This window comes from Nonomuraea sp. NPDC052265, assembly GCF_044547985.1.
GTDB lineage: Bacteria > Actinomycetota > Actinomycetes > Streptosporangiales > Streptosporangiaceae > Nonomuraea.
Genome location: NZ_JBIUBJ010000011.1, coordinates 124,217 through 136,376, shown reverse-complemented (window position 1 = coordinate 136,376; position 12,160 = coordinate 124,217). Strand labels below are relative to the sequence as shown.

Genomic DNA, 12,160 nt, shown 5'->3' with positions numbered 1-12,160 from the left:
TCACCCGCGGAACGCCTCGGCGTGCTCGCGCGCCCACTCGGCGAAGTCACGCGCGTCCCGGCCGGTGATCTCCCGGACGGTCGGGACGACCGTGTAGCCGACCTCCGGCGTGTCGCCCAGCGCGCCGACCAGGAACTCGACGGTCTGCTCGCCCATGCCGTCGGCGCGCCACTTGGCCCGCGCCTCGTCCACGGTGAGCTCGACGAACTCGACGTCCTTGCCGATGGCCTCGCCCAGGATGGCGACCTTCTCCTTGAGGGTGATCGCGCGGGGGCCGGTCAGCACGTACGTCCTGCCGCCGTGCCCGCCCTCGGCCAGGACCTCGACGGCCACCGCGGCGATGTCGCGCTCGTGCACCAGAGCGCTCAGCCGGTCGCCGAACGGCTCCTTGATGACGCCTTCGGTCCTGATCGTGTGCGCCCACCACTGGAGCGTGTTGGCCATGAACTCGACCGGGTGGAGCAGCGTCCATTCCAAGTCGGTGGCGGCGAGCGCCTGCTCCAGCTCGCCGTCCTCGCGCCCGCCGAGCACGGTGACCCGGCGCGCGCCCGCCTTGACGGCCAGCTCGGCGAGCCCGGCGCCGTCGGGGAGCGGCGCGTAGTCATCGCCGGCGAAGTTGATGAAGTGCACCGCGGTGACGCCCTCGAATGCGGCGGCCAGGGAGGCGGGCTCGGCGAGGTCCCCGCCGACGACCTCGACGCCCTCGGGGAGTGCGGCCTTGGCGGGGTTCCTGGTCAGGGCGCGGACCTGCTGCCCGGCCAGGAGGAGCTCCTCGACGACGAGACGGCCGACGGTTCCGGTGGCACCGGTGACGAGGATGGTCATCTTGAACCCCACTTCTGCGGAACGGAATGTTCTGCTCTTAATATAGCAGAACGGAACACTTCATTCCGTGTAGTTCTTGAGCCGGATCGCCACGGCCGCGCGGTGGATCGCCCCGGCGACGCGCTCGATGACCTTGTCCTTGCCCGGCAGGTGCGGCAGCAGCTTGAGCATCCTGAGCTGGAACCACAGCGCCAGGCGTGAGCCGATCACCATGCCCCTGACGTTCGCCGGGCCGAGCTCCTGGTTGACCCGGACGAACTCGCGCATCTCCCGCTCGTAGCCCGCCGCGCCGTCGCCCCGGGCCAGCTCGCCCGCCAGCACGTACGCGCCCACGATCGCCAGGCTCGTGCCCTGCCCCGAGGCCGGCGAGGCGCAGTACGCGGCGTCCCCGAGCAGCACGACCCGGCCCTTCGACCAGTGGTCCATGTGTACCTGGCTGACCGAGTCGAAGTAGAAGTCGTCGGCCTCGCGCACCGCGCCGAGCAGCGCGGGCACCTCCCATTCGACCCCCGCCATGGCCTCGGTCAGCAGGTCCTTCTGGCGGCCGACGTCGCGGTGGTCGTAGGGCAGCGGCTGCGACGCCCACATGAACAGGGCCTTGGCGGCGCCGTTCCGCCCCGTGCTGTAGACGTTGGCGGTCCGGCCGGGGGCGGCGTGGACGGCCTCCTCGCGGTCCAGGCCGAGGGTGTTGGGGACGGTGGAGATCGAGACGTAGTAGCCCAGGTCGCGGACGAACCGGTCGTCCTGCCCGAAGGCGATCCTGCGGATGTTGGAGCGCATGCCGTCCGCGCCCACGATCAGGTCGAACCGGCGCGGCGCGGCGTGCTCGAAGGTGACCAGGCCGTCGTCGGAGACGTCGGTGACGGAGTCGCCGAAGAGGTATTCGGCGTCGTCGCGGGTCAGGTCGTACAGGAGTTCGTTGAGCTCGCCGCGCATGATCTCGACGTCGTCGCCCTCGCGCCCGCCGAACAGGGCGGCGTCCATGGTGGCCAGCGGCCGGCCCTTGCGGTCGTAGTGGGTGGCGACGCGCATGCCGGTGGCGCGGGCGGTGACCGCGTCCAGCATGCCCATGCGCTTGATCACGTCGAGGGCGGCGCCGCGGATGTCGACCTTGTAGCCGCCCGTACGGATGGCGGGGGCGCGCTCGACGACGGTGACGGTGAAGCCGTGGCGGCGCAGCCAGTAGGCCAGCGAGGTGCCGGCGATGCTCGCGCCGGAGATCAGGACGTTCTTCATGCCCTGAACGGTACACATGTCTCAGACGCTTGTCTAGGACAGATTTTTCAGACGCTTGTGTTACGGTCTGGGCATGGGAAACAGGGAAGACCTGCTGGCCGGGGCGAAGCGTTGCCTGATCGAGAAGGGCTACACGCGTACCACCGCGCGCGACATCGCCAACGCGTCGGGCGTGAGCCTCGCGGGCATCGGCTACCACTTCAAGTCCAAGGACGCGCTGATGAACGAGGTGCTGTTCGAGGTGATGAAGGAATGGGGCGACGACCTGGCGCGGACGCTCACCGCCGACGTCGAGGACGGCGCGTCACCGCTGGAGCGGTTCGAGGCGGCGTGGGACCGGGTGGTGGAGTCGTTCGACCGGCTGCGCCCGCTCTGGATCACCCAGCTTGAGCTGCTCGGGCAGATCGATCACCTGCCCGAGGTGCGTGAACAGCTCGTCCTGGGGATCAAGGACGCGCGCGAGGGGCTCGCCGAGCTGTTCCAGGGCGTGCGGGCCGAGACCGACCCGGAACGGGCCCGGCTGGTGGGCTCGCTGTACCAGGCCATGTTGACGGGCTTCCTGGCACAGTGGCTGCTCGACCCGGACAGCGCGCTGTCGGGGCGCGAGGTGGCCGAGGCGCTGCGGCTGGTGGGCGGCGGGTCGTAGGACGGCCCGCCGCGCCCGGGGGAGAGGGTCAGAAGGCGCTTATCGTGGCAGGGGCGCGCTCGGCCCTGCTGAGGGTGCGGATGACGGCCGTCGCGCCGTGCCGGTGCACCGCCAGGCGGGCCAGCAGCTCCACGACGGGCTCGATGACCGCCGGCGGCAGCTCCGGCGTCTCGACGCCCACGCTCGCGGCCAGGTCGTCGGAGTGCACGACCAGCTCCATCACCCGGGTGAGCAGGAAGTCGTCCAGCCGCAGCGACCAGCCCGCCCACGGCAGCCGCACGACCCGGTCCTCCGGCTCGGCGGGCAGCTCGGCGAGCAGCCGGTCCAGCAGCGCCTGCGTGCGCTCGACCAGTGCGGCGTGCCCGTCGGCGGAGGCCGCCTGGCCGCCCCGCCGGACGCTGACGTTGCTCTCGTGGTCGAGGCCGGCCTGCACCCACGGCGACCTCGTGTAGTGCTCGATGAGCGGGATCGGCTCCCCGGGCTGCTCGCCGGTGTCGAGCACGTCGACGACCCTGACGATCTGGTGGGCCAGGTGCCCGGCCAGGCCCGCGACGCTGAACTCGGTCAGCGCGCTCGGCTTGTCCCACGCCGCCCGTACGGCCGGGTCGTGCAGCAGCGACATCGCCGACGCCGCGGCCACCAGATAGGACTGCCTGATCTCCCCCATATGCCGCCCTTTCCCCGGTTCAGGTGGTAACTCGGGGCCAAGACTATCCCCCGGCGATCCGCCGGGGGGCGGCCGTCCTGCCCACTGAGACGGGGGCGTCCTCAGCTCTGGTCGTGGCCTTCCGCCAGCACCTTTGCGATGGCCGTCCTGACGAAGGCCCTGGTCAGCCTGCCCCTTCTGAAGCGGCTCAGCACGGGAGGCGGTGTGTCGTACCGGCGGGCGCGCACGTCGGCCAGCACGAGCTCCGGCGCGCCCATCCCGGCCAGCACGTCCAGAGCCTCCCGCTTGGTGATCAACCGGCCCTCCCGCAGCGTGACCGAGGCCCTGGCGACGGTCAGCAGGCCGAGGTCCACCCAGACGTCCCGCAGCCAGCGCCGGCGCCCTCGGGTCTTGTCCAGCCAGAACTCGCGCAGGTCCGTACGGACGAAGTCGGCCAGGACGGCGTCGGAGACGGACGGCAGCAACTCGGCGGGCGGCGGCCCGTGCAGCACGAGGGGGGCCGTGTGCAGCTCGCGGCGGGTCACCGCCGTCACCGGACGCCGGAAGATCTGCTCGTGGGCCCACGTCACGTGCTCGACCCGCAGGTCGGCCAGCTCCTCCAGCGGCAGGTAGGAACAGTGGAGCCGGTCGGCGAGCGGCAGGTCGAGCCCCCGGTGCAGTCCCTTGATCCGGCGCCACTGCTCCATCGTGACCGGTGTCTCGACGACCGCGATCAGGTCGAGGTCGCTGCGGCCCGGCTGGTAGTCACCGGCGCCGAGCGAGCCGTGCGCCCACAGTGACACCAGGGGCACGACCTCCCCCACGCCGTCACGGAACCGCCGGAGCAGGACGTCTGTGGCCGCATGCATGATGTCCACTATGATCCATTCCCGGCCGTCCCGGAAGATCACCGGGCCGGTCGTCAGGGCGTGCTGAACAGGGCGCTCACCGACTCGCCGTCGTGGATCCGGCGCATGGCCTCGGCCAGGGCGGGGGCGATCGACAGCACGGTCAGCTTGTCACTCGGCTTGGGCGGCGGCACGGTGTTCGTGCAGACGATCTCCATGACCTCGGGGAACGCGCTCAGCCGCTCGATCGCCCCGCCCGCGAACAGCCCGTGCGTGCACGCCAGGCGGACGGAGTTGACGCCCTGCTCGCGCAGCCGGTCCAGCAGCTCGATGACGGTGCTGCCCTTGGCGATCTCGTCGTCCAGGATGATCACGTCCTTGCCCGCGACCTCGCCGATGACCGAGCTGATCACCACGCGGTCGTCGGGGAAGCGCTGCTTGGCGCCCATCGCGACGCCGGTGCCGAGCAGCCGGGCGAAGTGCGCGGCCTCCTTGGCGTTGCCCAGGTCGGGGGAGACGACGACGGTGTTCGACAGGTCGTAGCGGCGGAAGTGCGCGGCCAGCTCGCGCAGCGCGTGCAGGTGGTCGACGGGCACGCTGAAGAAGCCGTGCACCTGCGGCGAGTGCAGCGTCATGGCCAGCACCCGGTTCGCGCCCGCGGCCACCATCAGGTCGGCGACCAGCCGCCCGCCGATGGAGATGCGCGGCGCGTCCTTCTTGTCCGACCGCGCGTAGGCGTAGTGCGGCAGGACGACGGTCGTCCTGGCCGCGGACGCGCCGCGGGCCGCGTCGATCATGAGCAGCAGCTCGACCAGGTTCTCCTGCGTCGGCGGCACGAGGGGTTGGATGAGGAACACGTCGCGCTCGCGGCAGTTGGCCTGGAGCTGCACCTCAAGCGCGTCGTTGGCGAAGCGGGCGACCCTGACGGGGTGGAGCGGAGTGCCGAGGTGGGAGCAGATCTCCTCGGCCAGTTCGGGGTGGGCGCTGCCACTGAAAACCGTGATGTCTCGCACGATTTCCAAAGGATAGCTTCACGGGCTCACGTAGTGGTGGAGCAGGGCGGGTTCGCCCGCCGCGTTGAGCCATCGCGCGCGGGTGCTGCCGACGCGGCGCCAGCCCAGCCGCTCGTACAGCGCGACGGCCGCCCGGCCCTCGTCGGAGACCTCCAGGAGGACGGGCGCGCCGGCGGCCTTCCGTACGGTCTCCAGCAGCAGGGCGGCCAGCCCGCGGCCCCGGGCGGCGGGCGCGACGAAGAGCCGGGTGACCTCCGGGCCCTCGGTGGTGTCGGCCAGGCCCACGTGGCCGAGCACCTGGCCCTCCTCGACCGCCACCCAGGCGCGCAGGAGGCCGTGCGGGGTCAGCCAGCCGTGGGGGTCGGGCGGCCAGTCGACGGGGTAGCGGTCGGCGGTGTGCACCAGGGCCAGGGCCCCGGCGCAGGCATCGAGATCGGCCGGCGTCCGGGGGCGGATGTCCATGCGGGTCTCCTGAGTGTCTTGGCGGGGGGTCACGTCAGTGCCTCGACGGTGAGGGCGTCGAGGTCGGGGAGGACCTGCCAGGCGAGGGCGAGGGCGTCGTCGTCGGGCGGGTAGCCGGGATGCGGCACGGCGATCACCCGCATGCCGGCCGCGTGCGCCGAACGCAGCCCGTTGCTGGAGTCCTCGACCGCCACGCAGTCCTTCGGGTAGATCTCCAGCCGCCTGGCCGCCTCCAGGTAGCCGTCGGGGGCGGGCTTGCCGCGCGCGACCTCCTCCGTGGAGACCGTGGTGACGAAGTACTCGCGCAGCTCGGACGCGTCCAGCACCACGTCGATCAGCCGCCGCGGCGACGAGCTGGCCAGGCCGAGCGTGAACTGCCCGGCCAGCCGCCGTACGGCCTCGCGGGCGCCCGGCAGCAGCGGCACGCCGTCCTGGTAGCGCTCGGCCATCTGGTCCACCACGCCCTCGGCGATCTCGTCGGGCGTCAGGCGCACCCCGAGCTCGTGCAGGTAGGCCGACCACTCGCCGGTGCTCATGCCCATCAGCCTGGACTGCGTGTCGGGCTGCCAGGTGCCGCCGTGGTCGGCGACGAACGCGCGCCGCACCTGCTCCCAGACGGGTTCGGAGTCGACGAGTACGCCGTCGAGGTCGAACACGCACGCTTCCATGACCACCCCCACCAGATCAGACTGGAACCACCCAATCACACCCCCCGAGCCGCTACGCCGCCCCACCCTGTCCTTATTGCCCGAGTTTCATGCTATTGGGGCTGGTTGTTGAGCTACGAGCGTCCATTCAGGGGCATGCGAGCAGACATGGCAGACCTTCCATTTCATGACACGGGCGACTTCGAGGACGCGGACCGCGGCTTCATCGCGAAGCTGACCCCCGCCGTGGTCAGGTCGAGGAACGGCGAGGTCGTCTGGGACAACGACTCCTACGCCTTCCTCAATGCCGAATGCCCCGAAACCGCCCATCCCAGCCTGTGGCGGCAGAGCCAGCTCTGCGCCAAACAGGGCCTGTACGAGGTCGCCGAGGGCATCTACCAGGTACGCGGCCTGGACCTGTCGAACATGACCCTGGTCGAGGGCGACACCGGCGTCATCGTCATCGACCCGCTGGTCTCCACCGAGTGCGCCGCCATCGCGCTCGCGCTCTACCGCCGCCACCGCGGCGACCGCCCGGTCACCGGGATCGTCTACACCCACAGCCACGTCGACCACTTCGGCGGCGTACGCGGCGTCACGGACGGCAACGTGCCGATCCTGGCCCCCGCCGGCTTCATGGACCACGCGGTCTCCGAGAACGTCTACGCCGGCCCCGCCATGAACCGCCGCGCCGGCTACATGTTCGGCCTCGCCCTGCCCCACACCCCGGACGGCCAGATCGGCTGCGGCCTCGGCATGACCTCCTCGACCGGCACCACGTCCCTCATCCCGCCCACCCTGGACGTCAGCCGCACCGGCCAGGAGGAGATCGTCGACGGGGTGCGGTTCGTCTTCCAGCTCACCCCCGGCACCGAGGCCCCCGCCGAGATGAACTTCCTGTTCCCCGACCGCGGCGCCCTCTGCCTGGCCGAGAACGCCACCCACAACCTGCACAACATCCTCACGCTGCGCGGCGCCCAGGTGCGCGACGCCCGCGTCTGGGCCCGCTACCTGTCGGAGACCCTCACGCTGCTCGCCGACCGGGCCGACGTCGCCTTCGCCTCCCACCACTGGCCCACCTGGGGAAAGGGGAACATCGTCCGGTTCCTCCAGGAACAGCGGGACCTGTATGCCTACCTGCACGACCAGACCCTCCGCCTGCTCAACAAGGGCCTGACCGGCGCCGAGATCGCCGAGCAGATGCGGGTGCCGCCCGCGCTGGAGCAGGTCTGGCACACCCACGGCTACTACGGCTCGGTCAGCCACAACGTCAAGGCCATCTACCAGCGCTACCTCGGCTGGTACGACGGCAACCCCGCCCACCTCTGGGAGCACCCGCCCAGGGAGAGCGCGATCCGGTACGTCGAGTGCATGGGCGGCGGCGCGGCCGTCGTCGCCTTCGCCCGCCGGTACATCGAGGAGAACGACCTGCGCTTCGCGGTCCAGCTCCTGAACCACGCCGTCTTCGCCGACGAGGGCAACAAGGCGGCCAGGGACCTGCTGGCCGAGGTCTACACCCGGCTCGGGCAGGGCGCGGAGAACGGGACCTGGCGCAACTCGTACCTGACGGGGGCCAAGGAACTGGCCGACGGCATCGCGCACACGTCGGTCACCACCACCTCGCCCGACCTGCTCGCGGCCCTGACCGTGGAGCAGATCTTCGACTCCCTCGCCATCCGCGTGGACGGCCCCAAGGCGTGGCACGAGAGCCTGGCGATCGACTGGCACCTGACGGACCTGGGGGAGCTGTACCGCACCACCCTGTCGAACGGCGTGCTCGTCCAGCGGCTGAACCCGCCCGAGGAGCCCGTGGACCTGACGCTCCGCCTGACCAGGACGCAGCTCCTCGGCCTGCTGGCGGGGAAGGGCGTGGAGGGGGTGGAGCGGGAGGGGGACATCACGGCGCTCCAACGGCTGGTCGCCGTGCTCGACTCACCGGGACGCGACTTCGCCATAGTGACCCCTTGAGCCGCGCCCCGACAAGCCGCGGCGGCCTCAGGCCGCGGTGGACGCGCTCGAAGGTCAGGCCGCCGACCGTGCGGTCGCCGAGGTCGGCGCCCTCGGCCACCGTCAGGGCGACCGCCTCCATGCTCGGGGACGCGGCCGACAGCCGTTCATCCTCGGACGGGGACATGACGACGACCGCGGCCACGACCAGCGTCGCGACCACGAGCACGGCCGCGAGACCCGCGGCCCTGCGCAGTGTGGATGTTCCGACCACGACCGTTCCGCCCATGCGGCCATCGTGGCACACGGGCGTCCGGACCGGTCGTCAGAGTTTGTACAGCTTGTTGAACGGCGTAGTGATCCTCTCCTGCCGGGATCCGAAGTCGACCAGAACGGCGACATCGTCCTCCACACCGATGACGACACCGAGGCCGTATCGGTCATGGCTCACCCGGTCGTTCATGTCGAACTGTTCCGCGGGTGGGGCCGGAGGCGGCGGTTTGAAGGGACTTGTGGGCAGGTGACGACGAGAATCGCCGCTGGCTCGCTTCATCTCTTCCAGTATGCGCCCACTGTGTGAATACTTTGTGGCGTTCACACCTGTATGGACTCGGCGCGTGTGCGCGACACCGTTGTCGTGGGCAGGCGTACGAACCGCAGAAAGGCCGGAAGCAGCCACGGACGCCGCCCCCAGACCACCACCTTGCCCGTGAGCGCGGCCCGCGCCCTGGACATCCGGCCGAACAGTAAAAGATTCAGCGCCGCCGGGTCGAACCCCACGTGCGCGTCCACCGGCGCCCCCACCTCCGCCACCGACACCCGCCCGCGATCGAGCACCAGCGCCGCCGGCGCGGTGTGCGCGGAGTGGAACCCGACGGTGATCCGGCGGCGCGGGGCGGGCGCCCCGGTGTCCATCAGGCGTCCGTAGTCGTTCCTGATCATCCCGATGAGGAACAGGTCGAAGAACAGGCCGGCGTCCCGCGCGGGCAACGACCATGGGGTACGGGTCGCGCGGGCGACGTCCCAGCCGTGGAGCAGCAACTCGTTCACGAGGTGGGCCAGCACGCCCGCGACGGGCACCCGCGCGTCGCCCAGCCACGGGACCGGCGTCGCCGGATCGACCTCCGCGACGGCGCTCAGGATCTCCCGGACGTCGGCGCGCAGCCGCTCGGCCAGGACGAGCGGGTCACGCTCGGCGAAGTGCCCGAACGCCAGCTCGTTCAACGCGCTGACCGTGTCGACGTTGGCTTCGAGTATCGCCTCGGCCAGCTCCGGGAACGGCGAGGCCACGTCGCCGCGCACCACGGAGGTGTAGAGCGAGGCGATCGCGGTGACGTGGGCCGCGGTCTCGGCGACGGTCCACTCCCTCGTCGCCATGGTGTGGGGATCGACGATGGAGATCAGCTTCGCGAACCGGTCGGCGGTCGCCTTGAGCGAGCCGCGTACCGACGCCCATGTGCCGTACGTGATGAGCTCGTCCATGTTCTCTCCAGAGGTTCACGATCACGCTAACCCGTGCCGACCTGGGGGTCTTCTCCGGAAATGCTCCCTTGGGGCCTGCCGTCCGCCCGCTCCGAAACCGTCGTCGGCCCGCCGGCTGAAAACCGGTGGCGTCACGTCGCGTCCCGGCAGTTCACTTTGATCATCCATCCTGCTAAGAGGGAGCTCCATGATCGTGATCTCGGCCGCATCGGGCGCGCTCGGCCGTCTCGTCATCGACCGGCTGCGTACCAGGGCGGACGTCGTCGCCGCCGTACGCGATCCCGCCCGTGCGCCCGAAGGCGTACCGGTGCGGCGCGGCGACTACGACGACCCGGCCGGCCTGCGTACGGCCTTCGAGGGCGCCGGGCGCCTGCTCCTGATCTCCTCGCCGGAGCTCGACCCCGGCCGCAGGGTCGGCCACCACCTGGCCGCCATCGCCGCCGCCGTGGACGTGGGCGTCGGCGCCGTCGTCTACACCAGCTTCCTGAACGCCGACACCGTCGCCACCGGCATGACCGAGGCCCACCACGCCACCGAGCAGGCCCTCATGCGCAGCGGCCTGCCGTACACGATCCTGCGTCACCCGTTCTACAGCGACGCGTTCGTCCCCCGGGTCACGGACGGCGAGCTGACGGGGAGCGCCGGAGGGGGCGGCCTGAACACGGCGTTCCGGTCCGACCTGGCCGAGGCGGCGGCCAACGTCCTGACCGGCGAAGGCCACGAGGGCCGTGCCTACGACCTCACCGGACCGCTGTGGACCCATCCTGAGGTCGCCGAAGCGCTGGGCGTGCCCTACCGCGAGGTCCCGGACGCCGCCCCCGGCCCGATGGCCTGGCTGAACGCCCAGATCCGCGCCGGCGCCCTGGAACGACAGACCCGCGACCTGGAGAACATCCTCGGCCACCCCGCCCGCACGATGCTCTCCCACCTCCACGCCACCCTCTGACCGTCCCCGGCCGGGTGGCCCTGCTTCCGGCCGCGCAACATCACCACGGCGATCCAGACGATGGTGGGCAGCAGAATCAGGAACACCAGGACGCCGGCCACGACGGCCATGGTCGCGTCGGAGATGTGCTGAGACGGCAGATCATCCTCCATCCGGCGATGCCATCGATCACCCCCGGCCCGCCAAGCGCTCGTGCGTGGGGGGCCGTGTTGACAGCCGGCTGTTGAAAGTGTTGATCATCAGGAGTTCGGCGGGTAGCGTCAGCCCTCGGCGGCGATCGTATGTTCGAAAAGCCGTACCCCCGAGCAGAGTGGAGAGAGCTAGATGAAGACAACGCTGGGCGTGTTAGCCGTAGGCCTCCTGGTTTCCGGCCTCATGGCCACGCCCGCGGCCGGAGCAGCCGGCACGGCGAGCTACCCGCTGGCCACGAAGACGTCCGCCGTCGAGGTGGCGGCGTTCTGGCTGGGCAACGGCGGCGCCAACCTGACGAACGCCACTCCCTACGCCGTCCAGACCGCCATCGACGAGGTCATTCTCAGCGGCCCGGCCGCCCCCGACGGCAAGCCCGGCAACATCCCGCCCGTGCTCCCGCCCGACGGCGCCGGAAGCGCCGGCAAGGGGCCCGTCAGCTCGGGCAAGGTGTTCTTCGTCGGCGCCGACGGCCTGCCGCACTGGTGCACCGGCACCGCCATGCAGTCGCAGTACCGCAACCTCGTGGCCACCGCCGGGCACTGCGCGTACAACACACAAGGATCCGGCGCAGGTCTCGACAAGTGGGTCTTCATCCCCGGATACTCCGCCGGCACCGCTCCGTCCGGCCTCTACGTCGGAAAGCAGCTCTTCACCCACTTCGACTTCCCCACGTACGGCGACTACGACGGCGACTACGCCTTCGTCACCGTCTACAACGGCGTCACCTCCTCTCCCGCGGGCGAGCTGACCGACACCGGAAGGCTGGTCGACCAGGTCGGCGGACAGGGCCTGGCCTGGAACCAGCCACTCGACTCCTCGGTCGACGTCTTCGGCTTCCCGGCCGGCGTCCACCCGGACGGCTCCCACCCGCAACCGGGCGACACCCTCGAAACCTTCTCGGGGCGCACCTCCGCCGCCCAGGCGCCCGGCCTGAAGGCGGAGGAACTCACCGCCGTCGATTCCCCGTTCGCCGGTGAAGGCTCCCTCGGCTCCTCCTGGCTGCTGCGCTACGACAAGAGCAGGCGCGTGGGCTACCTCAACGCGCTCACCATCAGCGTCGCCGACACCGACGGCGACCTGCGCTACGACAAGAGGTTCTCGCCGTACTTCGACGGCGAACTGGCCGCCGTCTACTCCGACGCCGGCACCCAGTGGAGCGGCTCCATCGTCCTGCCGTAGGACAAGCCCCGGGTCCCGCTTCTCCCGCCCATCTGTGGACGACGCTGAAGCAGGTGCGGCGGGCGACGGCGGCTCTTGACCGTCCACCTGT

General features: G+C 70.8%; 14 protein-coding genes. 4 read left to right on the top strand and 10 right to left on the bottom strand.

Annotation, left to right across the window (positions count from 1 at the left end):
• Together ACIHAD_RS29410 and ACIHAD_RS29405 are read right to left on the bottom strand one after the other, a co-directional pair.
• A complete protein-coding gene (locus ACIHAD_RS29410; protein WP_397357870.1) occupies window positions 1–825 on the bottom strand; it encodes an NAD(P)H-binding protein in 825 nt (274 codons plus the stop codon).
• Window positions 826–885: 60 nt separating this feature from the next.
• Entirely contained in the window at window positions 886–2,061 is a 1,176-nt protein-coding gene (locus ACIHAD_RS29405; RefSeq protein ID WP_397357869.1) for an FAD-dependent monooxygenase, read from the bottom strand.
• 73 nt (window positions 2,062–2,134) lie between these two features.
• On the opposite strand from ACIHAD_RS29405, the gene ACIHAD_RS29400 reads away from it, so the two are divergent.
• Window positions 2,135–2,707: a TetR/AcrR family transcriptional regulator gene (locus tag ACIHAD_RS29400; RefSeq protein ID WP_397357868.1), complete on the top strand. Its 573-nt coding sequence runs from the start codon at window positions 2,135–2,137 to the stop codon at window positions 2,705–2,707.
• A gap of 28 nt (window positions 2,708–2,735) precedes the next feature.
• Here ACIHAD_RS29400 and ACIHAD_RS29395 read toward each other — a convergent pair whose 3' ends face one another.
• The 5 genes from ACIHAD_RS29395 to ACIHAD_RS29375 form a co-directional block, all read right to left on the bottom strand.
• Entirely contained in the window at window positions 2,736–3,374 is a 639-nt protein-coding gene (locus ACIHAD_RS29395) for a maleylpyruvate isomerase N-terminal domain-containing protein (protein WP_397357866.1), read from the bottom strand.
• A gap of 101 nt (window positions 3,375–3,475) precedes the next feature.
• Entirely contained in the window at window positions 3,476–4,222 is a 747-nt protein-coding gene (locus ACIHAD_RS29390) for a nucleotidyltransferase domain-containing protein (RefSeq protein ID WP_397357865.1), read from the bottom strand.
• 53 nt (window positions 4,223–4,275) lie between these two features.
• Window positions 4,276–5,214 carry a ribose-phosphate diphosphokinase gene (locus ACIHAD_RS29385; RefSeq protein ID WP_397357864.1) on the bottom strand — a complete coding sequence of 313 codons (939 nt, stop codon included), beginning with the start codon at window positions 5,212–5,214 and terminating at the stop codon, window positions 4,276–4,278.
• Between the two features lie 18 nt (window positions 5,215–5,232).
• The gene (locus tag ACIHAD_RS29380) at window positions 5,233–5,676 is read right to left on the bottom strand and encodes a GNAT family N-acetyltransferase (protein ID WP_397357863.1); all 444 of its coding nucleotides are present in this window, start codon (window positions 5,674–5,676) and stop codon (window positions 5,233–5,235) included.
• A 29-nt stretch (window positions 5,677–5,705) separates the two neighbouring features.
• A complete protein-coding gene (locus ACIHAD_RS29375) occupies window positions 5,706–6,344 on the bottom strand; it encodes an HAD family hydrolase (protein ID WP_397357862.1) in 639 nt (212 codons plus the stop codon).
• 147 nt (window positions 6,345–6,491) lie between these two features.
• On the opposite strand from ACIHAD_RS29375, the gene ACIHAD_RS29370 reads away from it, so the two are divergent.
• Window positions 6,492–8,291, top strand: a complete 1,800-nt coding sequence (locus tag ACIHAD_RS29370) for an alkyl/aryl-sulfatase (RefSeq protein ID WP_397357861.1) — start codon at window positions 6,492–6,494, stop codon at window positions 8,289–8,291.
• On the opposite strand, the gene ACIHAD_RS29365 is transcribed toward ACIHAD_RS29370, so the two are convergent.
• The 3 genes from ACIHAD_RS29365 to ACIHAD_RS29355 are packed head-to-tail and all read right to left on the bottom strand — an operon-like array spanning window position 8,221 to window position 9,752.
• Window positions 8,221–8,559 carry a hypothetical protein gene (locus ACIHAD_RS29365; protein WP_397357860.1) on the bottom strand — a complete coding sequence of 113 codons (339 nt, stop codon included), beginning with the start codon at window positions 8,557–8,559 and terminating at the stop codon, window positions 8,221–8,223. The two genes, ACIHAD_RS29370 and ACIHAD_RS29365, sit on opposite strands and share 71 nt — an antisense overlap.
• A 36-nt stretch (window positions 8,560–8,595) precedes the next feature.
• Window positions 8,596–8,823, bottom strand: a complete 228-nt coding sequence (locus ACIHAD_RS29360; protein WP_397357859.1) for a hypothetical protein — start codon at window positions 8,821–8,823, stop codon at window positions 8,596–8,598.
• A gap of 41 nt (window positions 8,824–8,864) precedes the next feature.
• Window positions 8,865–9,752, bottom strand: coding sequence for a maleylpyruvate isomerase N-terminal domain-containing protein (locus tag ACIHAD_RS29355; RefSeq protein ID WP_397357858.1), 888 nt, complete (start codon window positions 9,750–9,752; stop codon window positions 8,865–8,867).
• 187 nt (window positions 9,753–9,939) lie between these two features.
• Here ACIHAD_RS29355 and ACIHAD_RS29350 point away from each other — a divergent pair, with 187 nt between their 5' ends.
• Together ACIHAD_RS29350 and ACIHAD_RS29345 are read left to right on the top strand one after the other, a co-directional pair.
• Window positions 9,940–10,698, top strand: a complete 759-nt coding sequence (locus tag ACIHAD_RS29350) for an NAD(P)H-binding protein (protein ID WP_397357857.1) — start codon at window positions 9,940–9,942, stop codon at window positions 10,696–10,698.
• Window positions 10,699–11,022: 324 nt separating this feature from the next.
• Complete coding sequence (locus tag ACIHAD_RS29345; protein ID WP_397357856.1) at window positions 11,023–12,069, top strand: trypsin-like serine peptidase; 1,047 nt, start codon at window positions 11,023–11,025, stop codon at window positions 12,067–12,069.
• Window positions 12,070–12,160 lie beyond the last annotated feature (91 nt).

Bases quoted from the DNA above. Each gene is read 5' to 3' on its own strand.
- ACIHAD_RS29405 (WP_397357869.1), bottom strand. From the start codon at position 2,061: ATGAAGAACGTCCTGATCTCCGGCGCGAGCATCGCCGGCACCTCGCTG.
- ACIHAD_RS29390 (WP_397357865.1), bottom strand. From the start codon at position 4,222: ATGCATGCGGCCACAGACGTCCTGCTCCGGCGGTTCCGTGACGGCGTG.
- ACIHAD_RS29375 (WP_397357862.1), bottom strand. From the start codon at position 6,344: ATGGAAGCGTGCGTGTTCGACCTCGACGGCGTACTCGTCGACTCCGAA.
- ACIHAD_RS29400 (WP_397357868.1), top strand. From the start codon at position 2,135: ATGGGAAACAGGGAAGACCTGCTGGCCGGGGCGAAGCGTTGCCTGATC.
- ACIHAD_RS29355 (WP_397357858.1), bottom strand. From the start codon at position 9,752: ATGGACGAGCTCATCACGTACGGCACATGGGCGTCGGTACGCGGCTCG.
- ACIHAD_RS29360 (WP_397357859.1), bottom strand. From the start codon at position 8,823: ATGAAGCGAGCCAGCGGCGATTCTCGTCGTCACCTGCCCACAAGTCCC.
- ACIHAD_RS29410 (WP_397357870.1), bottom strand. From the start codon at position 825: ATGACCATCCTCGTCACCGGTGCCACCGGAACCGTCGGCCGTCTCGTC.
- ACIHAD_RS29380 (WP_397357863.1), bottom strand. From the start codon at position 5,676: ATGGACATCCGCCCCCGGACGCCGGCCGATCTCGATGCCTGCGCCGGG.
- ACIHAD_RS29350 (WP_397357857.1), top strand. From the start codon at position 9,940: ATGATCGTGATCTCGGCCGCATCGGGCGCGCTCGGCCGTCTCGTCATC.
- ACIHAD_RS29345 (WP_397357856.1), top strand. From the start codon at position 11,023: ATGAAGACAACGCTGGGCGTGTTAGCCGTAGGCCTCCTGGTTTCCGGC.
- ACIHAD_RS29365 (WP_397357860.1), bottom strand. From the start codon at position 8,559: ATGGGCGGAACGGTCGTGGTCGGAACATCCACACTGCGCAGGGCCGCG.
- ACIHAD_RS29395 (WP_397357866.1), bottom strand. From the start codon at position 3,374: ATGGGGGAGATCAGGCAGTCCTATCTGGTGGCCGCGGCGTCGGCGATG.
- ACIHAD_RS29370 (WP_397357861.1), top strand. From the start codon at position 6,492: ATGGCAGACCTTCCATTTCATGACACGGGCGACTTCGAGGACGCGGAC.